General features: G+C 72.8%; 21 protein-coding genes, 4 tRNA genes and 1 pseudogene. 9 read left to right on the top strand and 17 right to left on the bottom strand.

Annotated elements, in window-relative coordinates; genetic code table 11:
- Nucleotides 1–21 precede the first annotated feature (21 nt).
- From E1291_RS45025 to E1291_RS04895, 4 genes and pseudogenes are all read right to left on the bottom strand, one after another.
- Entirely contained in the window at nucleotides 22–366 is a 345-nt protein-coding gene (locus E1291_RS45025) for a hypothetical protein (RefSeq protein ID WP_370770940.1), read from the bottom strand.
- 70 nt (nucleotides 367–436) lie between these two features.
- Nucleotides 437–520, bottom strand: a pseudogene (locus E1291_RS45020) (NUDIX hydrolase); the annotation flags it as partial.
- Between the two features lie 67 nt (nucleotides 521–587).
- On the bottom strand, nucleotides 588–1,022 hold the full coding sequence (locus E1291_RS04900) for an NUDIX hydrolase (protein WP_131736334.1): 435 nt from the start codon (nucleotides 1,020–1,022) through the stop codon (nucleotides 588–590).
- Nucleotides 1,019–1,777, bottom strand: coding sequence for a GntR family transcriptional regulator (locus E1291_RS04895; protein WP_165494965.1), 759 nt, complete (start codon nucleotides 1,775–1,777; stop codon nucleotides 1,019–1,021). The genes E1291_RS04900 and E1291_RS04895 overlap by 4 nt, the downstream gene beginning before the upstream one ends.
- Between E1291_RS04895 and E1291_RS04890 the strand changes: the two genes are divergently transcribed.
- A complete protein-coding gene (locus E1291_RS04890) occupies nucleotides 1,743–2,909 on the top strand; it encodes a YfjI family protein (protein ID WP_131736332.1) in 1,167 nt (388 codons plus the stop codon). The two genes, E1291_RS04895 and E1291_RS04890, sit on opposite strands and share 35 nt — an antisense overlap.
- A gap of 133 nt (nucleotides 2,910–3,042) precedes the next feature.
- Entirely contained in the window at nucleotides 3,043–4,299 is a 1,257-nt protein-coding gene (locus E1291_RS04885) for a site-specific integrase (RefSeq protein ID WP_131736331.1), read from the top strand.
- A gap of 101 nt (nucleotides 4,300–4,400) precedes the next feature.
- Here the strand turns inward: E1291_RS04885 and E1291_RS04880 are convergent.
- Together E1291_RS04880 and E1291_RS04875 are read right to left on the bottom strand one after the other, a co-directional pair.
- Nucleotides 4,401–4,472, bottom strand: a tRNA-Val gene (locus E1291_RS04880).
- Nucleotides 4,473–4,569: 97 nt separating this feature from the next.
- Complete coding sequence (locus tag E1291_RS04875; RefSeq protein ID WP_131736330.1) at nucleotides 4,570–4,998, bottom strand: PGPGW domain-containing protein; 429 nt, start codon at nucleotides 4,996–4,998, stop codon at nucleotides 4,570–4,572.
- A 299-nt stretch (nucleotides 4,999–5,297) separates the two neighbouring features.
- Here E1291_RS04875 and E1291_RS04870 point away from each other — a divergent pair, with 299 nt between their 5' ends.
- The gene (locus E1291_RS04870; RefSeq protein WP_131736329.1) at nucleotides 5,298–5,717 is read left to right on the top strand and encodes an SsgA family sporulation/cell division regulator; all 420 of its coding nucleotides are present in this window, start codon (nucleotides 5,298–5,300) and stop codon (nucleotides 5,715–5,717) included.
- Between the two features lies 1 nt (nucleotide 5,718).
- Here the strand turns inward: E1291_RS04870 and sthA are convergent, their stop codons facing one another.
- Complete coding sequence (gene sthA, locus E1291_RS04865) at nucleotides 5,719–7,122, bottom strand: Si-specific NAD(P)(+) transhydrogenase (protein ID WP_131736328.1); 1,404 nt, start codon at nucleotides 7,120–7,122, stop codon at nucleotides 5,719–5,721.
- 77 nt (nucleotides 7,123–7,199) lie between these two features.
- Entirely contained in the window at nucleotides 7,200–7,796 is a 597-nt protein-coding gene (locus E1291_RS04860; RefSeq protein WP_131736327.1) for a TetR/AcrR family transcriptional regulator, read from the bottom strand.
- A gap of 136 nt (nucleotides 7,797–7,932) precedes the next feature.
- On the opposite strand from E1291_RS04860, the gene E1291_RS04855 reads away from it, so the two are divergent.
- From E1291_RS04855 to ppgK, 3 genes are read left to right on the top strand one after another with little or no spacing between them, the layout of a single operon-like run.
- The gene (locus tag E1291_RS04855; RefSeq protein WP_131736326.1) at nucleotides 7,933–8,673 is read left to right on the top strand and encodes an SDR family oxidoreductase; all 741 of its coding nucleotides are present in this window, start codon (nucleotides 7,933–7,935) and stop codon (nucleotides 8,671–8,673) included.
- Between the two features lie 13 nt (nucleotides 8,674–8,686).
- The gene (locus tag E1291_RS04850; protein WP_131736325.1) at nucleotides 8,687–9,004 is read left to right on the top strand and encodes a DMT family transporter; all 318 of its coding nucleotides are present in this window, start codon (nucleotides 8,687–8,689) and stop codon (nucleotides 9,002–9,004) included.
- Nucleotides 9,005–9,062: 58 nt separating this feature from the next.
- A complete protein-coding gene (ppgK, locus tag E1291_RS04845) occupies nucleotides 9,063–9,830 on the top strand; it encodes a polyphosphate--glucose phosphotransferase (RefSeq protein ID WP_131736324.1) in 768 nt (255 codons plus the stop codon).
- Between the two features lie 3 nt (nucleotides 9,831–9,833).
- Here the strand turns inward: ppgK and E1291_RS04840 are convergent, their stop codons facing one another.
- The 5 genes from E1291_RS04840 to E1291_RS04820 form a co-directional block, all read right to left on the bottom strand.
- Nucleotides 9,834–12,593, bottom strand: a complete 2,760-nt coding sequence (locus E1291_RS04840) for a glycoside hydrolase family 38 N-terminal domain-containing protein (protein ID WP_207400560.1) — start codon at nucleotides 12,591–12,593, stop codon at nucleotides 9,834–9,836.
- On the bottom strand, nucleotides 12,584–13,810 hold the full coding sequence (locus tag E1291_RS04835) for a CehA/McbA family metallohydrolase (RefSeq protein WP_242613948.1): 1,227 nt from the start codon (nucleotides 13,808–13,810) through the stop codon (nucleotides 12,584–12,586). The genes E1291_RS04840 and E1291_RS04835 overlap by 10 nt, the downstream gene beginning before the upstream one ends.
- Nucleotides 13,811–14,065: 255 nt before the next feature.
- Nucleotides 14,066–14,902, bottom strand: coding sequence for an aminotransferase class IV (locus E1291_RS04830; RefSeq protein ID WP_242613947.1), 837 nt, complete (start codon nucleotides 14,900–14,902; stop codon nucleotides 14,066–14,068).
- Nucleotides 14,856–15,866, bottom strand: a complete 1,011-nt coding sequence (locus tag E1291_RS04825) for a chorismate-binding protein (protein ID WP_242613946.1) — start codon at nucleotides 15,864–15,866, stop codon at nucleotides 14,856–14,858. Before E1291_RS04825 ends, E1291_RS04830 begins: the two co-directional genes overlap by 47 nt.
- Nucleotides 15,863–16,567 carry an ArsR/SmtB family transcription factor gene (locus tag E1291_RS04820; RefSeq protein ID WP_131736322.1) on the bottom strand — a complete coding sequence of 235 codons (705 nt, stop codon included), beginning with the start codon at nucleotides 16,565–16,567 and terminating at the stop codon, nucleotides 15,863–15,865. Before E1291_RS04820 ends, E1291_RS04825 begins: the two co-directional genes overlap by 4 nt.
- Before the next feature lie 158 nt (nucleotides 16,568–16,725).
- On the opposite strand from E1291_RS04820, the gene E1291_RS04815 reads away from it, so the two are divergent.
- From E1291_RS04815 to E1291_RS04805, 3 genes are all read left to right on the top strand, one after another.
- Nucleotides 16,726–16,797: transfer RNA gene (locus E1291_RS04815), tRNA-Gly, on the top strand.
- A gap of 40 nt (nucleotides 16,798–16,837) precedes the next feature.
- Nucleotides 16,838–16,908: transfer RNA gene (locus E1291_RS04810), tRNA-Cys, on the top strand.
- Nucleotides 16,909–16,942: 34 nt separating this feature from the next.
- Nucleotides 16,943–17,014, top strand: a tRNA-Val gene (locus E1291_RS04805).
- Between the two features lie 100 nt (nucleotides 17,015–17,114).
- Here the strand turns inward: E1291_RS04805 and E1291_RS04800 are convergent.
- The 4 genes from E1291_RS04800 to E1291_RS43765 all read right to left on the bottom strand — a co-directional run bounded on the left by E1291_RS04800 (nucleotide 17,115) and on the right by E1291_RS43765 (nucleotide 23,563).
- On the bottom strand, nucleotides 17,115–19,601 hold the full coding sequence (locus E1291_RS04800) for an AAA family ATPase (RefSeq protein ID WP_165494964.1): 2,487 nt from the start codon (nucleotides 19,599–19,601) through the stop codon (nucleotides 17,115–17,117).
- Nucleotides 19,602–19,980: 379 nt separating this feature from the next.
- Complete coding sequence (gene iolD / locus E1291_RS04795; RefSeq protein ID WP_131736320.1) at nucleotides 19,981–21,813, bottom strand: 3D-(3,5/4)-trihydroxycyclohexane-1,2-dione acylhydrolase (decyclizing); 1,833 nt, start codon at nucleotides 21,811–21,813, stop codon at nucleotides 19,981–19,983.
- Nucleotides 21,810–22,670, bottom strand: coding sequence for a 5-deoxy-glucuronate isomerase (iolB, locus tag E1291_RS04790; RefSeq protein ID WP_242613945.1), 861 nt, complete (start codon nucleotides 22,668–22,670; stop codon nucleotides 21,810–21,812). Before iolB ends, iolD begins: the two co-directional genes overlap by 4 nt.
- Before the next feature lie 8 nt (nucleotides 22,671–22,678).
- Nucleotides 22,679–23,563: a Cgl0159 family (beta/alpha)8-fold protein gene (locus E1291_RS43765; RefSeq protein ID WP_242613951.1), complete on the bottom strand. Its 885-nt coding sequence runs from the start codon at nucleotides 23,561–23,563 to the stop codon at nucleotides 22,679–22,681.

Here is a 23,563-nt window from a genome sequence, read left to right as displayed (position 1 = left end):
TGCGGGGATTGGTCCGGCTTGTCAGGACAACGCAGGCAGACCGTGGGCGATCAGTATCCGCTGGACCACGGAGGTGCTCTTGCCGACCGCGAAGATCTTGGCATCGCAGTAGAAGCGGCCCTCCGCGTACTCCTTCATGAAGCCGTAGCCCTCGAAGATCGGGGTCGCCTCGCAGGCGCTATCCATGGCGGCGATGGACACGGCCGAGTGCGTGGTCAGGGCATCTTGGACTCGGATGGCGAAGGCTTCGTCGGCCAGTTCGGTCGCCTCGTCGACTGTGACCCAGCGGAAGGCGGTGGTCTCGTCGAAACTCTCGGAGGGAGCCGGGTGCGGCCTTGCAGCGAAAGACCATGGCCACGATGCCACGCGTCATGTTCTTGTAGACACCGGTCAGGGCGGTCGGCGCCACATCTAAGCCAATCTCCTCCTGGACCTCGCGGCGAGGGCTCGTGACGATGTCCTCGTCTTGCTCCAAGACGTCGTCGGGTGCGTCCCAGTGGCCGTTGTCACGGCGCTTGATCAGAAGGGCGCAGCCCTGGTCGCCGACGACACGCCTGCCGCGCTGGCGGAATGGCGACTTTCAGCAGTCACAGTAGGGAAGTTCCATCGTGGACTCGCACGAAGGGGCCGCCATCCCGAAGTGCATCCGTCACGCGGACTGCGCGGGCTTCTGGCATGGTTTCGATAGCCTCAGCGGGCAGCAGCCAGGCCACCGATACGGCTTCCTCCGTGGTATGGGGAATTCCCTCAATCGGTGTACACAAGATGGCCAAGGAAACCACTCCCCGGTTCATGTTCTTGTACACGCCGGTCAGGCGTTCGGGTTCGACCCTCACGCCAGTCTCTTCTAGTACTTCCCGAACTACGCCTTCGAACGGCGTCTCGTTCAACTCCAGAACGCCCCCAGGTGGAACCCAGCGGCCGTCGTCTGCGCGTTTGATCGCTAGGATGCGGCCGTCAGCGCGCCTGACGATGCCAGAAACACTGACCGAGTGCAGAGGAAGGCCGTTGTCCGATTTCACTCTTCAGCCGTCCATTCATAGGTCAGCTTCCATAGCTGGCTCGGGAAGACGTTGAGCACGATCTCAAGAGGCTTGCCCACTCGATCCAAAGCGAAACGGGTGACCTCTAGGACGTGTTGCGCTGAGCTGATCAGGAGGAAGTCTGCCTCTTCCTCTGTCGGTCGGCGAGACTCGATCTCCTCCGCGAAACGGACGACGTGGTGACCGCGTTCCGCCAGTCGCTGGTATAGCCCTGTTGGCCCAGTGTCGGGGAACGCGATGCTCACGTCGCCAGCGATCGACATCGGCACGTAGGACGCGGCTATTTGAACTGGGCGGTTGTCGGCGAACATGTGGCGCTTTCGAATCAGAGTCAGTTCGCCTTCATCGAGATTCAACCGCTCTGCCACTTCGGCGGGTGGCTTGATGGCCTCCGCTTGCTTGAGTTCGGTGCGAGGCGTTAGGCCAGCCTTTTTCATCTCTTCGGCGAAGCTGCTGCCGGTTCCTGGACCGCGAGAGGGGATCCGGCGGACTCGCTTGACCGTCGGGATGTCGAGGACGAACGAGCCCACGCCCCGCTCGGTCCGGATGAGGCCCTCGGATTCCAGCACACCGATGGCCCGATTGATCGAAGTCTGATTCAGCCCGTACTTTCGCGCCAACTCGGGCTGACTCGGCAGGGCGGCTCCGGGCCCGTATGTGCCACGGATAGCGCTGCAGCGCCGCGTCGCCGAGGCCGACATGGACAAGGCCGAGAAGGCGGCCATCAACGCCATCGATGCCATCGTCCGCGAGCAGCACCTGGCCGACGCCCGCATCGCCGCCGAACGCCTGGAGGAGCTGCAGGTTCCCGCCGAGCCGCGGCTGTTCTCCGACGACGCCACCCCCGAAGTCCTCACTTCTCTGCTGGCCCAGCAGGCGGGGCGCATGGCGGTGCTGTCGCCGGAGGGAGAGATCTTCTCCATCGCCGCCGGCCGCTACAGCGGCGCACCGAACTTCGCCGTTCTGAAACACGGCCACGCCGGTGAGGGCATGCGCATCGACCGCGTCGGACGCCCTTCCGAACTCATCGAATCCGCGCACGTCACTCTCGGAGTCTGCACCCAGCCCGACGTCCTGGCCGGTCTCGCCGACACCCCGCAATTCCGCGGTCAGGGGCTGCTTGGACGGATCCTGTACTCCGTTCCCGCGTCGCTGCTGGGCTACCGTGACGCCTCTCCCGACCTCATCCCGGCACACGTCGCCCAGACCTACGCCACCACCCTGACCAACCTCATCACCCGGCTGCACGGCCTCCCCGAGCCGATCGCCGTGTCCTTCGACGACCAGGCGATCGCCGCCGTGCAAGAGCTGCTGCGCGAAACCGAGCCCCGCTACCGCCCCGGCAACGACCTGGCCCACATGCACGACTGGGGCGGCAAATACCCCGGCGCCATCGTCCGCATCGCCGGCCTGCTCCACCTCGCCCAGCACCACCACGGCACCTGGCACCAGCCCATCACCGCCGACACCTTCGCCCGCGCCCGCCACATCGGCGACTACTTCCTCACCCACGCCCAGGCCGCCTACGACCTCATCGGCGCCGACCCCGACCTCGCCGACGCCCGCGCCCTGCGCGACTGGATCGCGCGCACCGGCATTCACCGCTTCACCGCCAGCGACGCCGTCCAAGCCCTCAGGCCCCGCTTCCGCAAGGTCGCAGACCTTGATCCCGGGGTGCGGCTGCTAGAGGCGCACGGCTGGATCCGCCGTCTCCCGTCGCCCCCTCGCGGCAGCGGCCCCGGACGAGCCCGTGCCTCGCTGTACGAGGTACATCCCGAAGCCCTTCACGACCCGGCACAGACGTGCTGCCCGCCCCACACGCCCGCTACGCAGAGTCACGACCCTGGCGGCCGAACGCGCGTCTGAGGGCCTGCATGCCTGCAAGTAATGCAGAGAAATCAATTGTTCTGCATTTCCTGCAGGCATGCAGGCCCCCGGACGCCGCTCAGACCCCGAGAGCACTCACGCACAGCGACGATCACACATGGAGGAACCACCCATGCCCGAGCACGTCCCGCCTGCCCCCGACGGCTCCGACGAGAGCGGCCAGAACAAGCGACTCGGCGAGTCCAAGCGGCGGCCGCGAGGCGATGGCGGCCTGCGGTGGAGCGAGAGTCGGCAGCGCTGGATCGCCGAGCTCACGATCGGGTACACGCCCGCCGGCAAACGCATCGTCCGGACGGCCAGCGACAAGAGCAAGACCAAGGCGCTCAAGAAGCTGCAGGCCAAGCTGCGCGATCGCGAGGACGGCCTGCCGAGCGAGGACACCAGGTACACCGTCGCCCAGGCCGTTGAGAACTGGTTGCAATACGGTCTCAGCGGACGGGCGGCCAACACCGTCAACACCAAGCGGATCCTCGCCCGCAAGCACGTCATCCCCGAGCTGGGCGCGCGCAAGCTCCGCGAGTTGTCCGCCGACGACGTCGACCAGTGGCTGGCTCGCGAGGCTGAGCGGGTCAGCACGCGGACACTGCAGGAGCTCCGCTCCATCCTCAAACGGTCGGTGGCCCGCGCCCAAGCCCGCGACAAAGTGAAGCGGAACGTGGTCATGCTCTGCGAACTCCCCCAAGGCCGGACCGGACGTCCGTCCAAGTCCCTGACCATGGCCCAGGCCGAAGCAGTACTGGAGGCGGCCGAGAGCGCCAAACCCTGGCTACGCGCGTACGTAGTCCTCTCACTTCTCACCGGGGCCCGCACCGAAGAGCTGCGCGGACTGACCTGGTCGCATGTCGTCGCCTATGAGGCCGAGCGGGAGCAATGGCGTCCGGTCACCGAGGCCGGCTGGGAGCATGACGAGTTCGCGCTGTACGTCTGGCGTTCGGTGCGCGCCACCGGAGACACCAAGACCCCCAAATCGCGCCGGACACTCAAACTCCCCCGGCTGTGCGCCCTCGTCCTGGCCGCTCTGTGGGACGACCTCAGCGCACGCGGCCTCACGCCGGGCGAAGGCGAGCACCTGGTGTTCGGCACCCGCCACGGCACCAAGAAGAGCGCCGGGAACGTCCGGCGCGAGTTCCGCCGGGTCATCAAGCGGGCCGGCCTGGACGAGGCCGAGTGGACGCCGCGCGAGATGCGGCACAGCTTCGTCTCGGTGCTGTCGGCCAACGGCATGGCCGTGGAGCACATCTCCCGGCTGGTCGGCCACAACGGCACCGCGGTGACCGAGAAGGTGTACCGGCTCCAGATCCAGCCGGTCATGGAGGAGGGCGCGACCGCCATGGACCGCATCTTCCCCGGCGCCGACGACGAGGCGTAGTCAGGCAGTTGGTCAGGTTCGACGCACGGGGCACGCACCACAACGCGAAAGAGGCCGCTTCCGGCGATCGGAAAGGGCCTCTGACCTGGCGTTTCTGGGGGTGGGCGATACTGGGTTCGAACCAGTGGCCTCTTCGGTGTGAACGAAGCGCTCTCCCACTGAGCTAATCGCCCCTGCGCGGTCCGCCGTGTGGGGCGTTCCGACTTCGGAAACTCTAGCGCATGTCGGCGGGTGTTCGCGCCCTGGAATAGGGGGCGGACGGGGCGTGGGTCAGTTCCAGAAGGTGGGGTCTTCGATGTTCCAGGGCAGGACCAGGCCGTACAGGACGAGGTAGGCGACCACGGCGGCGGTGGCCAGGGCGGCGCCGGCCAGGGCCAGGAGGCTGTTGCGGGCCTTCTTGCGGGGGTCGAGGGCCTTGTTCTTGGCGCGTTCGGCGGCGTCCTTGGCGCGGTGGAGGGCGCGCTTGGCCCAGGTGAACTCCGTCGCGAGGATCGCCAGGCCGAGGACGATCGCGACGAGGCCCGGGCCGGGGGTGACCATCATGATCAGACCGCCCACGAGGACGGCCGCGCCGACGGTGAAGACGCCGGCGCGCCAGGCGGTGTTCAGGACCGCGTTTCGGCGGACGCGCTCGCGGAACCGGTGGAAGGGACCGGGCTCCTTGTCGGGCGGGGCATCCTTTTCATGATTTATTGCCACGGTTTTACCCTAAGCCAGGACGTCGGGCGGCGACCATCTGGAGCGTTCCAGCTATCCCCTGGATCGTGACACATGGGACCCGCCGTTGGCACGCGTATCCTCCGGAAAGATCCGCTTTTGCGCAGGTCAGGGGATGGTTTTGCCAGAGTGAGATGGATCACAATGGGCCGGGGCGGCGGAATGTTCGGCCGAGTTCCGGCAGTTAGGCGTCATAGATCGCGGGGACATCCGTGAGGGGGAAGAGAAGCATCCACCGGAACGCCCGCGAGCCAGCGGTACCGACGTATGAAGGAATGGCCATGGACAGCAGCACCACCGTCTCAGCCGAGCTTGGCCTCCGCCTCGTCGTCCCCGACCGCACGACCGTTCCCCTGCTGGCCGGGCTGGAGTACGCGGCGGACGACCCGTACGCGATCAGGATGGCGTTCTACGTCGGCGACGACGAGCCGGTTGAGTGGATCTTCGCCCGTGAGCTTCTCACCGTCGGCATCGTGCGGAAGGTCGGGGACGGGGACGTCGAGGTCTGGCCCACCGCGCCGGACGACGACACCTCGCTGAACATCGCCCTTTCGTCCCCGTTCGGCAACGCCCTGTTCGAGGTGCCGCTGTCGCCGCTGGCCGACTTCCTGCACCGCACCTACCAGGCGGTGCCGGCCGGGCAGGAGTCGGAGTTCATCGACATCGACGCTGAGCTGGAGAACCTGCTCTGGCCGTCCTGAGTCAGCCGGTGAGGCGGGCGATGTGCCGCATCTTGTTCATGGCGTCGAGCGCTGCGACCTTGTAGGACTCGGCCAACGTCGGGTAGTTGAACACCGCGTTGACCAGGTAGTCGACCGTGCCGCCGCAGCCCATGACCGTCTGCCCTATGTGGACGAGCTCGGTGGCGCCGGTGCCGAAGACGTGCACGCCCAGCAGTGAGCGGTCCTCCGGGGAGACCAGCAGCTTGAGCATGCCGTAGGAGTCGCCGATGATCTGGCCGCGGGCGAGCTCGCGGTAGCGGGACACGCCGACCTCAAAGGGGATCTTGGCCTCGGTGAGCGCGTCCTCGGTGCGGCCGACGAAGCTGATCTCGGGGATGGTGTAGATCCCGATCGGCTGCAGCTCGTGGATCTCGGCGACGGGTTCGCCGCAGGCGTGGTGGGCGGCGAGGCGGCCCTGCTCCATGGAGGTCGCGGCGAGCGAGGGGAAGCCGATCACGTCGCCGACGGCGTAGACGTGCGGGACCGCGGTGCGGTAGTTCGCGTCGACCTTGATCCGGCCGCGGTGGTCGGCGCCGAGGCCGGCGGCCTCCAGGCCCAGCTCCGCCGTCATGCCCTGGCGGCCGGCGGAGTACATCACGGTGTCGGCGGGGATGCGCTTGCCGCTCTCCAGGACGGTGATCGCGCCGCCGTCCATCCGCTCGACGGACGCGACGGTCTCGCCGAACCGGAAGGTGACCGCGAGGTCGCGCAGGTGGTACTTGAGCGCCTCGATGATCTCCAGGTCGCAGAACTCGAGCATCCGCTCGCGCCGCTCGACCACGGTGACCTTGGTGCCGAGCGCGGCGAACATCGAGGCGTACTCGATGCCGATCACTCCGGCGCCGACGACGACCATGGTCTCGGGGATGCGGTCGAGGTGGATGATCCCGTCGGAGTCGATGACGGTGCGGTCGTCGAACTCCACGGTGTCCGGGCGGGCGGGGCTGGTGCCGGTGGCGATGACGACGCGGTCGGCGGTGACGCGGCGCTCGCGGTCGCCGCCGCCGGTGACGGCGATGGTGTTCGGGTCGACGAACCTGCCCGCGCCGGTCAGCACGGTGACGTGGTTGCGGGCGAGCTGGCTGCGGATGACGTCGACCTCGCGGCCGATGACGTGCTGGGTGCGCAGGCCGAGGTCGGCGACGGTGATCTCGTCCTTGACCCGGTAGCTCTGCCCGTACAGCTCGCGCTGGTTGAGGCCCGTCAGGTACAGGACCGCCTCGCGCAGCGTCTTGGACGGGATCGTCCCGGTGTTGATGCAGACGCCGCCGATCATCTCGCGGCGGTCGACGATGGCGACCCGCCGGCCGAGCTTGGCGGCGGCGATGGCCGCCCGCTGCCCGCCGGGACCCGACCCCAGGACCAGCACATCGAAGTCGCTCACGCCCCTAGTGTGCCGGGACGGGGCCGTTCCCATAAGGGCTTTCACCGGACCGATCCCGATCTTTCACCCCTCGGACGTCACGGGGCGCCGAGCCCGGCCAGCAGGGCGTCCAGGCCCGCCTTGATCCGCTCCAGCGGCATGGCCCGGACGCGGCGCTGGTGCAGGAAGAGGTTGGCGGCGAGCGGGGCCAGCAGGGCGTCGGCGAGGTAGGGGGCGTCGGCGGCGGGGGCGGTGCGGCCGATGAGCATCGCCAGGTGCCGGTGGTAGAGGCCGTACGAGCCGTCGCGGAACCGGGCGTCGGGCGGGCCGGACTCGGCCATGAGCAGCAGGTCGGCCTGGGCCTCGGTGCGGTCGGCCAGGGCGTGCAGGAAGGCGCGGAGCCGGACGAGGGGCGGGGCGCCCGGCCCGAGCGGCGGCGGGCCCTGGATGAACGCGGCCTGGAACTCCCGCTCGCGGTCGTCGATCACGGCGTAGACGAGCCGGGCCCGGTCGCCGAAGCGGCGGTAGACGGTGCCGACGCCGACGCCGGCGGCGCGGGCGACCTCGTCCATGGACACCGCCTCGACGCCGCGGGTGTCGATCAGCTCCGCGGCGGCCCGCAGGATGCGGCGGCGGTTGAGCGCCGCGTCCGCGCGTTCGGCGGGCGGGCGCCCGGTGACCGGCAGCTCCCGCATCCCGTCCTCCTGTCTCGGCGTTCCCGGCAGCGTACCGGGGCGGACGGAGCGCGCCCGGCCATCCCGGGTTGTATCCGGAGAATTCTCCGGTTAACCTCTGTAACCGGAATCTTTTCCGATTAGAGCGGGGACGGCGATGACGGATCTGACGGGACGGGCGGCGCTGGTCACCGGCGGCGGCCGGGGCATCGGCGCGGCGATCGCGCTGCGGCTGGCGCGGGACGGGGCGGACGTCGCGGTGACCTACGTGCGGGCCCCGGAGCGGGCGGCGGAGGTCGTCCGCGGGATCGAGGCGGCCGGGCGGCGCGGGGCGGCGATCGCCGCCGACGCGGCCGACCCGTCGGCCGTCGCGGCGGCGGTGGACGTCGCGGCGGAGCGGTTCGGCCGGCTGGACGTCCTGGTGAACAACGCCGGGATCGCCCCGTACGGGCCGCTGGAGGACGTGCCGCTGGAGGAGGTCGACCAGACCCTCGCGATCCACGTGCGGGCGTCGTTCGTCGCGGCGCAGGCGGCGGCGCGGCACCTCGGGGAGGGCGGCCGGATCATCACCATCGGCAGCAGTCTCGCCGAGCGCGTCCCCTATCCGGGGTGGACGCTCTACGCGATGAGCAAGTCGGCGCTGACCGGCCTCACCCGGGGCCTGGCCCGCGACCTCGGGCCGCGCGGGATCACCGCGAACGTCGTGCACCCGGGGTCGACCGACACCGAGATGAACCCGGACGGCTCGCCGGACGCCGAGTTCGAGAAGGGGTTCACCGCGCTCGGCCGGTACGGTCGCCCCGACGAGGTGGCCGCGATGGTCGCCCATCTCGCCGGGCCGGGCGGAGCCTATGTCACCGGGGCGTCGATCGCCGTCGACGGCGGATACGCGGCCTGAGGGGAGAACGACGATGCCGTGGGTCTTTCTCGTGATCGCCGCGTTCATGGAGCTGGTGTGGGCGACGGCGCTCAAGCAGTCGGACGGGTTCACCCGGCTGTGGCCGAGCCTGATCGGCCTCTCGGTGGCGCTGCTGAGCGTCGTCGTCCTGTCGCTGTCCCTGCGCGACCTCCCGGTGGGGACGGCGTACGCCGTCTGGGTGGGCCTCGGCTCGCTGGGCGTCGCGGTGACCGGCATGATCGTGCTCGGGGAGAGCGTCACCGTGCCCCGGGTGGCCTGCCTGGCGCTGATCCTCATCGGAGTGATCGGCCTCAAGGCCGTCGAGGGCTGAGTGCCGCCGGTCCCGGGAGATCGTCTTTAGCGGGCCATGATCGGGGCACAGGAAGGTCATGGGCGAGGAGATGCTGGGGATCGACATCGGCGGGACGGGCATCAAGGGAGCGCCCGTCGATCTGTCGGACGGGACGTTCACCCGCGACCGTTTCCGGGTGGAGACGCCGCGTCCGGCCGAGCCCGGTCCCGTCGCGGAGGTGATCGGCCGGATCGTGGACCACTTCAGCTGGGACGGGCCGGTCGGCGTCACGTTCCCCGGGGTGGTGATCGACGGGGTGACGCTGTCGGCCGCGAACGTGTCCCGGCACTGGATCGGGGTGGACGCGCGGTCGCTGTTCGCGGAGGCGACGGGGCGGCCGGTGACCGTGCTCAACGACGCGGACGCGGCCGGTGTCGCGGAGATGCGCCTGGGCGCCGGGCGCGACGTCCCCGGCACGGTCGTGCTGCTCACGCTGGGCACGGGGATCGGCAGCGCGCTGTTCACCGGCGGGGTGCTCGTGCCGAACACCGAGTTCGGGCACCTGGAGATCCGCGGGAAGGAGGCCGAGAAGCGGGCGTCGGCCAAGGCGCGCGAGGATCACGACCTCGGCTGGGAGAAGTGGGCCAAGAAGCTGGGCGAGTACATGGCGCATCTGGAGGCGCTGGTCTCGCCGTCCCTGATCATCGTCGGCGGCGGGGTGAGCAAGAAGGCCCATCACTTCGTTCCGCTGATCGAGGGAGTGCGGGCGCCGATCGTGCCGGCGCGGCTGGTCAACAACGCGGGGATCGTGGGCGCCGCGATGGCCGCGGCCGCCACCCAGTCCGCCGGGACGGCTCCCGGCTGACCGTCAGCGCATGTCGAGCCGGACGGTGGCGATCTCCCAAGGGCGCAGCGGCAGCGTGAGCGTGCCGGACCGCACGGCCAGCGGCGTGCCGGGCCCGCCACCGAGGCGGTCACCGAGGCCGGTGCGGACGGCTCCGGTGAACGGGCCGCGCAGGACGGCGGTGACGGGCGCGTCGCCCTGCGCCGTCACGCGGACCTCGACCCGGCCGTCGTCCCGGGGCCGCAGCGCGGTCATGACCACGCCCGGCCCGGTGATCTCCAGTCCGTGCAGGCCGGGCGGCGCGGGCGTGTCCACCGGCCCCTGGCCCGCGGCGGTGAGCAGATCGTGCCGGAACGCCTCGGCCGCCCGGAGGACTTCGAGGCCCGGCCGGTCGCCGTCGTACGGCAGGACGGCGAGGTCCACCGTCCGCTCGCCCCGGCACTGCGCGCCGGGCACCGGCGTCTCCGGGCCGGCGGGCTGGTCGCGGCAGGCGTTCCGGTCGCGCGACAGGAGACCGATCGAGCGCAGCAGCGTCAGGGCGATCTCGTCGCCCGCCCCGCCGGTCTCGCCCGCCCGGCCGCCGACGATCTCGTACTCGGTGACGTGCTCCAGCAGGACGGCGAGGCCGCCGGCCGCCACGAACCCGGACGTGGGGTAGGTGGGGACGGGCCGTTCGCCGAAGCCGCCCTCGGCGGCCCGCCCGCGCTCGGTGATCGCGAACTGTCCCTCGGCGAACGACGAGCGGGCGCGGCGCGGGAGCGCCATGTGCAGCCGCACCCAGTGGTCGTCGCAGCGGTTGTCGAACGTGACGCGCAGCCGCAGGAACGGCTCGTCCGCGCGCAGTTCGGCGCGCATCGCCACGGTCACGTCCTCCTCGTCCGCCGACCGGGCGTCGCCGGGCAGGTCGCCGGTGGCGGGCCAGCGGTAGGACCGGACGATGTCCAGCGCGGCGACCAGCGGGCCCTGGTGGACCGGGTCGACGCGGATGTCCAGCGGCGTCGCGATGAGCCGGTCGTGCGCCGGGGACGCGTGGTTGTACGTGTCCCCGAGGTCGCCGCCGTCCACGACGCGTCCGACGCCCTTGAGGAGATGACCGTCCGGCGTGCGCACCTCCAACGTGCCGTCGTAGCGCACCTCCGCCCTCACCAGCCCGTTGTCCAGGACCCGGGGCCCGGCTTCGGCCGGTCGCCCGGCGAGCACGTCAGACCGCTCGCCCGCGGGGGCGGGGGCGACGGAGACCAGGCCCAGGGCGGGGACGGTGACCATGGCGGCCACCGTGCGGCGCGGGTCGGCCAGGATCCGCACGCGCCAGTCGCCGTCCGCGCCATGGAGGGCGGCGCGGACGTCCTCGATGTCGAACGGGGCGTCCGAGCGGGCCGTGACGCGGAACGTGAGCGTGCGGTCGGCGCGAGAGACCGTCCAATCTCGGATCTCCCGCCCGAACAGGACGCGCCCGTACACCCGCTCCAGCACGACGGGCAGCGCGGACGCGGGGTGCACGGCGTCGTCCAGCACGGTCGGCGCCACCTCCAGCGTCTGGACGGGCACCGGGCGCCCCTCCCCCGTCACCAGGCGGGGCTCCACGCCCTCCGCCGCCGGGACGTCCAGAATGGTCAGCGCGGTGCGGGGCTCCGGCGACGGGTTGAACACCAGGTGCCCGCCGAGCGGCACCGCCGCGGCCCGCTCCGCCAGCACGAGGTCGCAGACCGCGCGGCCGAGCTGCTCCGCCTCGGCCGTCCGCGCGGCGACCTGCGCGGCCGTCTCGTCGGAGCCGCAGCCGGTGACCGAGTCGTGGCAGCTCGCCTCGATGATCCGCCGCCACGCCAGGTCGAGGTGGAACCGCGCGTCCCCGCCGTACCAGAGCGCGGCCAGCGGCTCGGCGTACCGCTCGACGCGGCGCTCGGCGCGTCCCAGCAGCCGCTTCAGCCCGATCCTGGCCGAGAGAACGCCGGGCAGCAGGTTGGCGCGGGCGTGCGAGCGCAGCTCGCCGCGGACGCGGACCAGCCCCTCCGTGGACGGGTCCTGCGCCGCGAAGTACCCGGCGAGGGTGTCCAGGCGCATGTCCGTCCCGGGCGCCGCGACCCGGTCGGCTAGATCGGCGGCTGGCGCGGTGTGGTCGGCGCCGTACATCGCCAGGACGGGCGCGCCGTCCGCGCACCAGGGACGCATCCGCTCCGCGAACGCGGCCGCGCGGGCTGCGGGCGACCCGCCGCGGTCCTCCAGCAGCAGCGCCGCGTTCCCGTAGCCGCCCTCCGCCAGGTACTGGGCGCGCACGGCCGTCCCGTCCGGCGCCTCCCAGGCGAACGAACGGGACCGGACGCGGGCGGGCACCCCGCGCCAGACGCACGCGTGCTCGATGCCGGCGGACCGGAGGATCTGCGGCATCTGCGCGCAGTGCCCGAACTGATCGGGCAGGTAGCCGACCATCATCGCCGCGCCCAGCTCCTCCGCGCGGCGCAGCCCGAGCTCCAGGTTGCGGACGATCGTCTCGCCCGAGCAGAGGAACTCGTCGCCGAGGATCTGCCAGGGGCCGACGGCGAGGCGCCCGGCGCGGACGAGCGCGGCGACCCGGTCCCGGCGTTCCGGGCGAACCTCCAGGTAGTCGTCGACGGCCGCCATCTGGCCGTCAAGGGTGAACCGCCAGCGCGGGTCCGCCTCCATGGCCTCGACGACCGCGTCCATCAGGGAGACCAGCCGGAGGCGGAACCGCTGGAACGGCAGGTACCACTCGCGGTCCCAGTGGGTGTGGGGAACGACGACGATGGCCGGGCCGGTCAACCGCACAACGCGAGCACCTCGTTCTCGTGGGACTCCAGCCGGTACATGCCCGGCCCGTCCGCCGGGAACCGGACCCGGTCGCCGCGGACCGCGGCGCGGCGGCCGTCCGGCCGCACCAGCACAGCGCCGTCCGCGCCGTCGGCGATCAGGTCGTCCTCGACGCGGAGCAGCACCGGCGCGTCCCGGCCCGCCGAGACGGACGTGCGGCCCGCCGCGAGCGCGTCGAGCACGCCGTCCTCGTCCTCGGCGAGCACCCACGTGGTGGGCTCGCCGAGCGTCTTGTGCTGGGCCGGGTCGTGGAAGTCGCTGCCGCCTAGCGGGACGGCCCCGCAGGGCAGCCACAGGTCCGTCCAGGCCAGCGGGGCGCCCCAGCGGCGGTCCCACCAGGAGGAGTGCCAGATCTCCACGAACCGGGGCCGGGCGGCGGCGGGCAGCGGCCGCCGCCACGCGCAGTCGCCGCTGAGCGGATGGTTGATCGACATCAGGCCGCCGCGCGCCGCGGCGAACGCGGCCCAGTCGGCGCTCGGCCGCCGGAAGTCGACCCAGCCGGTGTCGCCGAACACGTTGGCGTGCCCGAGGTCGGTGGTGACCTCCTGCCCCGGCACGAGCGCGACGCCCGCGTGCGCGGCGGCGGCGGGCAGCTCGGCGTGGTGGCTGACGGTGTTGTGGTCGGTCACCGCCAGGAAGTCCAGTCCCTGGGACGCGGCGAGGCAGGCCAGCTCGTGGACGGTGAGCGTCCCGTCGCTGTGCACGGTGTGGGAGTGCAGGTCCCCGGCCAGCCAGCGGAGCCCGGCGGGCGCGGGCAGGTCACGGCGGGGCGGGCGGTCCGGCCGCGGCGGGGGCGGCGGGACGTCCGGGCGCGGGACGGGCGACGCCGACGTGGTCACCGTGACCTCGTACGGGACGCCGCCCGGCGGGACGCGGTGCAGCCCGAGCCACACGTGCCAGGTGCCGGGCTCCGGCTCGCCGGGAAGGTAGCCGGGCGTGGCCCAGTCCGCCGCGACGGTGTAGGCACGGCGCGCGCCGCCCGACCAGCCGCGGAAGCCGCCGGGGCCGTGGCAGCCGAGGTCGATCACGCCGCCGTCGAAGGACAGCTCGACCGTGACGGACGCGGTGCCCGCGGGGACGTCGAAGGGCAGTTCGCGCAGGCCCCTTTCCAGCCGGTCCTCCAGGCTCCAGCGCCCGCGGTGCACGACCATCCACGTCTCCCATCGCTCGATCATCGGCACGGCCGTTGACACGGCCCGGAACAGGGCGCGCACCGCGTCCGCGACGCGGCCCCGCGCCGGGTCCGCGCGGTGCGCGCACAGTGCGGGGGCGGGCTCTGAGCCCGCCCCGTCCCGTACTCGCGATGCTCCGCCTCGCCGCCCCCGGGATCAAGCGGTGCGCGCGATCAAGGGGGTGCGGACGATCAGCCGGTGCGGGCGATCAAGCGGGGGCGCGCGATCGAGCGGTGCGCGCGGCCGGAGACGTGCCCGTCAGGGATCCCGCCGCTCGGCGGCGCGGGCCGCGAACGTCTCCTGGGCCTTCGCGGTGACCGGGCCCGGGGCGGCGGGCAGCGCGGTGCCGTCCACCGCCCTGATCGGCTGGATGATGCGGGTCGTCGAGGTCAGGAACGCCTCCTCCGCCGTGTAGAGGTCCTCCAGCGGGATCTCCTCCTCCACGCCGTCGCACCACTCCAGGATGAGCCCGCGGGTCACGCCCTCCAGACAGCCCGACGTCGACGCCGGCGGCGTCAGCAGCCGCCCGCCCTTCACCACGAACACGTTGCTGCCGGTGCCCTCGCACAGGTCGCCCGCGAGGGTACCGAAGAGCGCCTCCCCACAGCCGCGCTGGCGTGCGTAGTCGAGCGCCAGCGCCATCTCGGCATAGGAGGTCGTCTTCAGGCCGGCCAGTGCGCCCCGCTCGTTGCGCGGCCATGGCGCCACCGACACCTCCTCCGTCGACGGGAACGGGGCCTGCTCGGCGACGATGATCGATATGGTCAGGCCGGAGTCGCCCCGGTTCGAGCCGAGCGGTCCCACCCCGCTCGTCACGGTGACGCGGATCCGCGCCAGCGGCCACTTCGGCGCCGCGTCCAGCACCTCACGGGTGCCCCGGGCGAGCGCCTCCTGATCGAGCTCGGGCAGGTTGAGCCCCGCCGCCGAGCGGGACAGCCTGCGCAGGTGCCGGGTGAGCCCGAACGGCTCCCCGTGCTCGGCCCGCACGGTCTCGAAGACCCCGTCACCGACGAGCATGCCGTGGTCGAACACCGACACGACCGCCTGCTCAGGGTCGACCAGGTTCCCGTTCAACCAGATCTTGGTCTGCGTCACCCGATGCCACCTCCAGTAGCCGAGCCGCCTTCAGCTCGGTCTCGCGCCACTCGCCGCGTGGATCCGACCCCCAGGTGATGCCCGCGCCGGTACCGAAGCGGAGCAGGCCGTCCGTGATCCAGAAGGTCCGGATGCCCACCGCCAGGGCGCCGCGCCGGGAGTCCGCGTCCACCCAGCCGACGGCCCCACAGTACGGGCCGCGTGGCACGGGTTCGAGCCTTTCCAACAGGGACAAGGCGCTCGCCTTCGGCGCACCCGTGACCGAGCCGGGTGGGAACGTCGCGGCGACCAGCTCCGGCCAGCCGCCCGTCAGACGGGCCCGGACGGTTGACACCAGATGAACCAGGCCGGGGTGCTCCTCCAGCTCGCACAGCCCGGGCACCTCCACCGTCCCCGGCCGCGCCACCCGGCCGAGGTCGTTGCGGACGAGATCGACGATCATGACGTTCTCGGCGCGGTCCTTGGGCAGCAGGCCGTCCGCGGTGCGGGCCGTGCCCTTGATCGGCCGTGACTCCACCACGTCCCCGTCCCGCGCCAGGTACAGCTCGGGCGACGCCGACGCCACCGCCAGCCCCGGCACCCGCACCGTCATCGCGTAGGGCGCCGGATGCAGGCGCGCCAGCCGCGCCCCGAGCCCCTCGACGCCGGCGCCGGGCGCGAGCGGCGCCGACAGCACCCGGCACAGGTTGGCCTGGTAGACGACGCCCTCGGCGATCGCCGCGCGGATCCGCTCCACGCCCAGGACGTAGGCGCTCTCGTCCAGGGAGCTGGTCCACTCCCCCGGCGGGCTCCACGGGCCGTCCGGGTGGGGCGCCGGCCGTACGTCCGCGAACCGGGCGCAGGTGATCTCGCCCTCGTACGTCACCACCACGGCCCACCAGCCGCGCGAGTCCAGCGCGGCCGGGTCGGTGGTCACGTCCACAAGGCCGGTGGCCAGCAGACCCCCGGCGTAGGCGAAGCTCACGGCAGGACGCACCCGAACGCGTCCGCCAGGCCCCGCCGTCCCGCCTCCGTCACCTCCAGGGCCCGTGGCGTACGGCCCCGTTCGAACCAGCCGAGCTCGATCATCCGCTCCGTCAACGCCGCGCCGAGCGCCCCGTTCAGGTGCGGGCGCCGCTCCGTCCAGTCGAGGCAGTGCCAGGCGAACCGGCGCCGCGACCGCCGCACCGCCGCCAGGTCCAGCCCGAGCCCGCCCAGCCGGTCCTCGCCCTTCTCCGTCACCGCGTACGACTCCGGGCCGTCCTGCTCGATCATCCCGCCGGACAGGAGCGCCTCGAACAGCGTCACGCCCGCCTCGCCCGCCAGGTGGTCGTAGCACGTCCGCGCCTGGTGCAGCCGCCGCGCGTCCCGCGACTGGCGCAGGCTCCGCGCCCGCACCGGCGGACTGATCCGCGACAGCGCCTCGATCACCTGCGCGACCTCGGCGCCCCGCAGCCGGTAGTACCGGTGCCGCCCCTGCCTGAGGACGGTCACCATCCCGCCGTCCAGCAGCCGGGCCAGATGGGCGCTGGCCGTCTGCGCGCTGACGCCCGCCGTCCGCGCCAGCTCGCCCGCCGCCAGCGGCCGCCCGTCCAGCAGGGCCGTCAGCATCGCCGCGCGGGCGCGGTCGGCCAGCAGCGCGGCGACCGGGGCGAAGTCGGCGTCCAGGACATGTTCGGAAGCCATACCGCCGAGCCTAGGCGACCCACCCTTCGGCCGGCGTCGAAGCGTCCGCCGCGCCCCTTCGCCGAAACCGGTTTGGGGAACCGGCCAGGACGCGCTAATGTTTCCTCCGTCGCCGCAAGGAGGCAAGGCCCGGAAGGGCCCGCCACCGGGCAGCACACGCGGAAGTGGCTCAGGGGTAGAGCATCACCTTGCCAAGGTGAGGGTCGCGGGTTCAAATCCCGTCTTCCGCTCTGAGGGACCTTTCGGGTCACGATCCAGAGGTCTCGATCTGGTGGAGTGGCCGAGAGGCGAGGCAACGGCCTGCAAAGCCGTGTACACGGGTTCAAATCCCGTCTCCACCTCAGCACCGCTCCTCCCCCGGGAGGCGCAGGTTCCGGGCGATTAGCTCAGTGGGAGAGCGCTACCTTGACACGGTAGAGGTCACTGGTTCAATCCCAGTATCGCCCACAGACCGGGCCCTGGGGCCGATCATCTGATCGGCCCCAGGGCCCGAGACGTTCTCCCGGCGGGACGGCCCGCCCTCCCCCGCCTCGGTCGAGGCGCCGGATCAGGCGCCGTTGGCGGTGACCGATAGTTCCCCCTCCTCTGAGGCGAGGGAGACTCCTCTCTCGGCCAGGCCCTCCTCGAGCTCGGACCGGCCCGAGACGCCCAGCTTGCGGTAGGCGCGGGTCAGGTGCTGCTCCACCGTGCTGACGGTGATCCAGAGCTTGCGGCTGATCTCGCGGTTGGAGTGACCCGTGGCGGCGAGGACCACGACCCGGTGCTCGGCGTCGCTGAGCACCGGATCCGCCGTCTTCGCCGAACCGGTCTCCGACAGCGCGCGGTGCGCGCGGGCCAGCTCCAGCCGGTCCCCGGACCGCTCGAGATGGGCGACCGCCTCCCGGAGGAGTGCCGGACGCTGGGACGGGTCGCTGCACGCGGCCAGGACCCGCAGTGACATCCCGCGCAGCCGGGGGCCGCGGGCCGCGCGGAGCTGCGCCACGGCGAGCTCGCGGGCGGTGCCGCGGCGGCCCAGGCGCAGGTTGGCCTCGGCGAGGTCGTGCTCGACGGGGACGAGCGCGCGGACGTCCAGGCCGTGCTCGCGGATGAGCCGGCGGCACGCCTGGAAGTCGGTGACCGCGGCGAGGACGCGGTCGGTGGCGAGGTGGGAGCGGCCGCGCGCGTGCAGGTAACGGGCGCCGAGCACGGTGCCGAGCATCGCGTCCGGGACGGGGTGCCGCGGCGGCTCGGGACGCCCGAGGGCGGCACCGGCCAGGAGCAGGCAGGTGAGCGGGTACCCGATGAGCACGCCCCACTCGCGCGGCGGCAGCAGTTCGAGGGCGCGGGACGCCTCGGCGTGCGCCCCGGCCGGGTCGCCGAGCCACAGCGTGATCTCCGCGCGGACGCTGCCGAGGACCGCCTGCCAGAGCGCGCCGCGGCGGCGGGCCGCCTCGGCGACGAGATGGTCGCACCAGCGGGCGGCCCGGTCGCCCTCGCCGCCGTGCGCGAGGGCCAGCAGCGCCGTCGCGAGGACCTCCAGGGTGCCGTCGCCGAGCGCGCAGCTGCGCAGGACGTGCTCGGCGCTGGCGGTGGCGGCGCGGTGCCCGCCGCGCGCCCACAGGGTGGTCAGGGCGTCGGCGGCCTGGTTCCACGGGTCGTCGCCCGGCGCGTGCTCCCGCGCCGCCGTCCCGTAGTACCAGTGCAGCGCCAGGCGCAGCTCGGCGGCGAGCCGGTGGTCGGGCGGCCCACCCGCCAGCCGGTCCAGCGCGCCGGACACCGCGGCGCGGTCGCCGCGCCAGAGCGCGTGCCTGATCACCGTGGCGGCGTCGTGGTCGGTGACCGACTCCGACAGGTAGGCGTCCGCGGTGGCCGGCGCGACGCGCCAGGTCGCCTCGGCGAGCGTCGCGCCGATCTCGGCGCGCCCGGCGGGGTCGTCGCAGGCGGTCATGGCCAGCTCCAGGAACCGCTCCGCACGGCCCGGGAGGTCGTCGGCGAGCGCCGCGCGGGCGGCCTCGCGCAGCACGTCCACCGACCACGGGCCGGCGGCGCGGCCGGCGGCCAGCAGGTGCCCGGCGACGGCGGTCGCGGCGGCGCCGCGCCGGTGCAGCAGGTCGGCGGCGCGGATGTCGAGCCAGGCCCGCTCCGGCGTGGACAGGTCGCTGAGGACGGCCCTGCGGACGGGCTCGTGCCGCAGCCGGCCCGCGGCGAGCAGGCCCGCGCCGGTGAGGATCTCCATGATCTCCGCGACGCCCTCCGGACGCGCCCGCAGCAGCCGGGCGGCCAGCTCGGCGGTGGCGTGCTCGCCGAGCACGGCCAGGGCGCGGCCGACCTCCAGGACCTGCGGGCCCCACCGGTGCAGCGCGTCGAGCACGGCGCGGCCGACATGGGCGCCGCCGCCCGCGGCGCCGGCGAGGTGGTCCTCGATCAGGGCGCTCGCCAGCATCGGGTTGCCGGCGCTCCGTTCGAGCAGCTCCGGAGCGAGGCGGGCGGCGGCGCCGGCGTCCATGGAGCGGGCCGCGAGGTCGGTGACGGCGGCGCGCGACATCGGCGCCAGCCGCAGCCGGTGGTAGGGACGCCGGGTGAGCTCGGCGCAGAAGTCCGACAGCGTCGGCCGGGGCCGCTCCCAGAAGTTGAGGACGAGCAGGACGCGCGCCGTGCGGATCCGCCGGTGCAGGTACAGCAGGGCCAGGAGGGAGCGGCTGTCGGCGAACTGGACGTCGTCGACGCCGATGACGACCGGCCGATCCCTGGACAGGGCCAGGAGCGCGCCGCAGGTGGTGCGCACCAGCGGGAGGTCGGCGCCGTGGGAGGCGGCGCGCCCCGTCTCGGCGGGCAGGAGATCGCCGCCGCGCACGAGCTGCTCGATCACCCCGCCGGGCAGATCGGACTCCGACCGCGCGCCGGTGGCGCTGAACGTCGCGGCGCCGCGCTCGCCGCAGTGCCGCAGGAAATCGTGCAGCAAGGTCGTTTTTCCGCTCGCCATTCCCCCGTTCACGAGCAGTGAGCCGCCATTGCCCGATGACGCCTCTTCGTACATGTTCCGCAGCACCGTCATGGCGTCGCGGTACTCGACACACACCATCCGAGAAGCCCCCGTAGTTTCCCCGAATCACCTCTGGCCACGAGTCGTGCACACCCCGTGCCCGCCTGCCACAGACCGGGCGAGCATACCTGTTACCCTTTAGATATGTGAAGCTCTCTTACTCCCTGGAGAGACTTCCAGAACTCCCGGTCACCGACCATTCACTGGCCGAGCCAATGGCGGGGAAATGGATCGGCTGGTACAGGTGGAGCGGCGCTGACGATTGTAGTGTCCAGCGCTAATGGCTCGCTAACGCCGTGATCCTTTTCGGCGACAAATGATCGCGACGCAGAAGAGCCGCCGGGCACCTGGCCTCATGGCCGGTGCACGGCGGCTCTCACACGCGGTGCTCTCACAGCAGCGGACGCTGGGCCTTGCGCTCCTCCTCGTAGCGGGCGCGGGCCTCGGCCGTCGCCTCCAGTGTCGAGACCTCCGCGACCGGAACGTCCCACCACGCCTCGCTGTCGGGGGCGGGGACGGCGGGATCCGTCTCGATGTGCACGACGGTCGTGTTCGCGCTGTCGCGCGCCTGGCGCAGCGCGGCGCGGAACTCCCGCGCGGTGGTGGCGCGCAGCACGTCGGCGCCCATCGCGGCGGCGCTCGCGGCGAGGTCGCCCGGGAGCCGGAACCGGGTCCCGAACCGCTGCGCCCCGACCGACTCCGACAGGTTGCCGATGGACGCGAACCCGTGGTTCTGGACCAGGACGACGACGAGCTTGACGCCGTCCGCCACGGCGGTGACCAGCTCCTGCGCCATCATCAGGTACGAGCCGTCCCCGACGAGCACGAACACCTCGCGGTCGTCGCCCGCCGCGAGCTTCACGCCGAGGCCGCCCGCGATCTCGTAGCCCATGCAGGAGTAGCCGTACTCGACGTGGTAGCCCTTGGGGTCCCGGGTGCGCCACAGCTTGTGCAGGTCGCCCGGCATCGACCCGGCGGCGCACACGACCACGTCGCGCGGGCCGCTCACCTCGTTGACGATGCCGATGATCTCCGACTGGACGGGCAGCGGCCCGGGGCCGGGCGCGTAGGCGCGGTCGACGGCGGCGTTCCAGCGGGCGGTCAGCTCCGCCGTCTCGGTCCGGTAGGACGCCGCGACCGTGTGCCCCGCGAGCTCCGCCCGGAGCGCGGCGAGACCGGCGCGGGCGTCGGCGGTGAGCGCCAGCCCGGCGTGCTTGGCGGCGTCCAGTTCGGCGACGTTGAGGTTGACGAACCGCACGCCGGGCCGGGCGAACAGGCTGCGGGAGGCCGTGGTGAAGTCGCTGTAGCGGGTGCCGACGCCGAGCACGACGTCGGCCTCGCGGGCCAGGGCGTTCGCGGCGGCCGTCCCGGTCGCGCCGATCGCGCCCACCGCCGAGGGGTGGTCCCAGGGCAGCGAACCCTTGCCCGCCTGCGTCTCGGCCACCGGGATCCCGGTCTCCCCGGCGAGCACGCTCAGCTCGCCCGTCGCGCCCGAGTAGATGACGCCGCCGCCGGCGATGATCAGCGGCCGTTCGGCCGTCCGCAGCAGTCGCGCGGCCTCGGCGAGCACCGCCGGCTCGGGCACCCGCCGCGGGACGCGCCACACCCGCCGCTCGAACAGCTCGGCCGGCCAGTCGTACGCCTCGGCCTGCACGTCCTGCGGCAGCGCCAGCGTCACCGCCCCCGTCTCCGCCGGGTCGGTGAGCACCCGCATCGCCGCCAGCAGCGCCGCGGGCAGCTGCTCGGGGCGGTTGATCCTGTCCCAGTACTTGGAGACGGGCTTGAAGCAGTCGTTGACCGACACGTCGTAGGACCGGGCGTCCTCCAGCTCCTGAAGGACCGGGTTGGCGACGCGGGTGGCGAACACGTCGCCGGGCAGCAGCAGCACCGGGATGCGGTTGATCGTCGCGAGCGCCGCGCCCGTCACCATGTTGGTCGCGCCCGGCCCGACCGACGTCGTGCACGCGTACGCGCGGAGCCGGTCGTTCATCCGGGCGTAGCCGACGGCGGCGTGCACCATCGCCTGCTCGTTGCGGGCCGCGCGGTAGGGCAGTGCGTCGCCGTACTGCAGCAGCGCCTGCCCCAGTCCCGCCACGTTCCCGTGGCCGAAGATGCCGAAGCAGCCCGCGAAGAAGCGGTGCCGCTCCCCGTCCCGCTCGGTCCACTGCTCCGCCAGGAAGCGGACCACCGCCTGCCCGACGGTGAGCCGCACGGTCGCCGTCATCGTTCCTCCTCCGGTCCCGCCGCCGAGGACATCGGCAGCCTCGGGTCGGCCGGCAGGTCCGGCCAGGTGCCGCGGATCCAGGCGTGCGCCGGATCGTCGCAGATCAGCCAGGCCCGCTCCGCGCCGGGTCCCGCCATCACGTTCAGGTAGTACAGGTCATGCCCCGGAGCCGCCATGGACGGCCCGTGCCAGCCGTGCGGGATGAGCACCGTGTCGCCCGTCCGCACCTCCGCCAGAACGTCGATGGGCCGCTCGGCGGTGCCGTAGACGCGCTGGTAGCCCATCCCGGCGCCGCCGTCCGGCGCGCCCGCGACCTCGAAGTAGTAGATCTCCTCCAGCACCGCCTCGGTCGCGGTCTCCTCGTCGTGCTTGTGCGGCGGGTAGGACGACCAGTTGCCGCCCGGCGTCAGCACCTCGCAGGCGATGAGCCGGTCCGCCTCGAACGCCTCCGGCGTGCAGAAGTTGTTGACCTGCCGGCTCATCTGACCGGCGCCGCGCAGCTCGACCGGCACGTCCTCGGCCGGGCCGTAGCGGGGCGCCAGCCGCCGTTCGCAGCGGGCCGAGGGCAGCGCGAACCGGCCGCCGTCACGCGACGCCAGGACGAGCGACGCCTCGCGCGGGGCGTAGGCGAAGTCCGTCACCCGGGAGAACACGTCCCGCCGTCCGTGCAGCTCGAAGGTGACGGCGACATCGTCCGCCGGGACGCCGACCGTCACCGCGCACGCCCCCGCGAGGGGCAGCACGAGGGTCTCGGCGTCCCCGGTCTCCAGCACGATCTCCTCGCCGGGGGCGAGCGTCACCACGCGCAGGCCCGAGTAGGCCCAGCCCGCGCCCTCCGGCGTGACCTCGGTGGTCACCCGGCCGATCACAGCAGCCCCACCGCGGCGTCGACCGCCGCGGCGACGTCGCCGCCGGGCGGGTACAGCAGCGACCGGCCGACGACCAGGCCGCGCACCGACGGCAGCGCGAGCGCGGCCTGCCAGCCCGCCAGCGCCGCGTCCGGGTCGGCCCGCACCTCGCCGCCGAGCAGCACGGCCGGCAGCGTCGAGGCCGCCATGACCTCCTCCATGCGGTCCACCACCGGGATTTTCAGCCATGTGCGGGCGGACGTGGCGCCGAGGCCCGAGGCGATGGACACCGCCTTGACCATCGCCTCGGTGGTCAGCACGTTGGTGACGGCCCCGTCACCGCCGCGGGTCGACATGAAGGGCTCGACCATCGCCATCAGGCCGTGCCCGGCGAGGTCGGTCACCGCGTTCGCGCACGCCTCCAGCGTGCGGACGGTCGCCGGGTCGGCCAGGTCGACGCGCAGCAGCATCTTCCCGCCGTCCAGGCCCGCCGCCGCGATCGCGGGCGCGGTGTAGGCGGTGAACCGGTCGTCGAGCTCGAACGCCGAACCGGCCAGCCCGCCCCGGTTCATCGACCCGATGACGACCTTGCCGTCCAGCGCGCCGAGCAGCAGCAGGTCCTCGATGACGTCCGGGGTGGCGAGGACGCCGTCCACGCCGGGCCTGGCCAGCGCGACGCACATCCGCTCCAGCAGATCGAGGCGGTTGCCCATGGCCAGCGGATCGGTCCCGGCGCGCAGCGCGCCGCGCGCCGGATGGTCCGCGGCGATGATCATCAGCCGGCCGGACGCGCCGGGCGGCGCCGCGGGCCGCGGACGCAGGGCCGCGGCCTCGGCGATGGCCTCCGGCCGCGCGGCCCTGGTCTCCAGCAGCGCCGCGAGGCGTTCGGGGAACGTGCCCAT

The organism is Actinomadura roseirufa (assembly GCF_900659635.1).
Classification (GTDB): Bacteria; Actinomycetota; Actinomycetes; order Streptosporangiales; family Streptosporangiaceae; genus Spirillospora; species Spirillospora roseirufa.
Note: the sequence above shows the minus strand (reverse complement) of the source record. Positions and strands in the feature narration are given on the sequence as shown.

What these genes read in the sequence shown, in the direction of transcription:
- iolD (WP_131736320.1), bottom strand. Translation starts at nt 21,813, where the DNA reads ATGACGGCGACCGTGCGGCTCACCGTCGGGCAGGCGGTGGTCCGCTTC.
- E1291_RS04800 (WP_165494964.1), bottom strand. Translation starts at nt 19,601, where the DNA reads ATGACGGTGCTGCGGAACATGTACGAAGAGGCGTCATCGGGCAATGGC.
- E1291_RS04895 (WP_165494965.1), bottom strand. Translation starts at nt 1,777, where the DNA reads ATGGCGTTGATGGCCGCCTTCTCGGCCTTGTCCATGTCGGCCTCGGCG.
- E1291_RS04835 (WP_242613948.1), bottom strand. Translation starts at nt 13,810, where the DNA reads ATGATCGAGCGATGGGAGACGTGGATGGTCGTGCACCGCGGGCGCTGG.
- E1291_RS04870 (WP_131736329.1), top strand. Translation starts at nt 5,298, where the DNA reads ATGGACAGCAGCACCACCGTCTCAGCCGAGCTTGGCCTCCGCCTCGTC.
- E1291_RS43765 (WP_242613951.1), bottom strand. Translation starts at nt 23,563, where the DNA reads ATGGGCACGTTCCCCGAACGCCTCGCGGCGCTGCTGGAGACCAGGGCC.
- E1291_RS04885 (WP_131736331.1), top strand. Translation starts at nt 3,043, where the DNA reads ATGCCCGAGCACGTCCCGCCTGCCCCCGACGGCTCCGACGAGAGCGGC.
- E1291_RS04855 (WP_131736326.1), top strand. Translation starts at nt 7,933, where the DNA reads ATGACGGATCTGACGGGACGGGCGGCGCTGGTCACCGGCGGCGGCCGG.
- E1291_RS04820 (WP_131736322.1), bottom strand. Translation starts at nt 16,567, where the DNA reads ATGGCTTCCGAACATGTCCTGGACGCCGACTTCGCCCCGGTCGCCGCG.
- E1291_RS04890 (WP_131736332.1), top strand. Translation starts at nt 1,743, where the DNA reads ATGGACAAGGCCGAGAAGGCGGCCATCAACGCCATCGATGCCATCGTC.
- E1291_RS04860 (WP_131736327.1), bottom strand. Translation starts at nt 7,796, where the DNA reads ATGCGGGAGCTGCCGGTCACCGGGCGCCCGCCCGCCGAACGCGCGGAC.
- ppgK (WP_131736324.1), top strand. Translation starts at nt 9,063, where the DNA reads ATGGGCGAGGAGATGCTGGGGATCGACATCGGCGGGACGGGCATCAAG.
- E1291_RS04850 (WP_131736325.1), top strand. Translation starts at nt 8,687, where the DNA reads ATGCCGTGGGTCTTTCTCGTGATCGCCGCGTTCATGGAGCTGGTGTGG.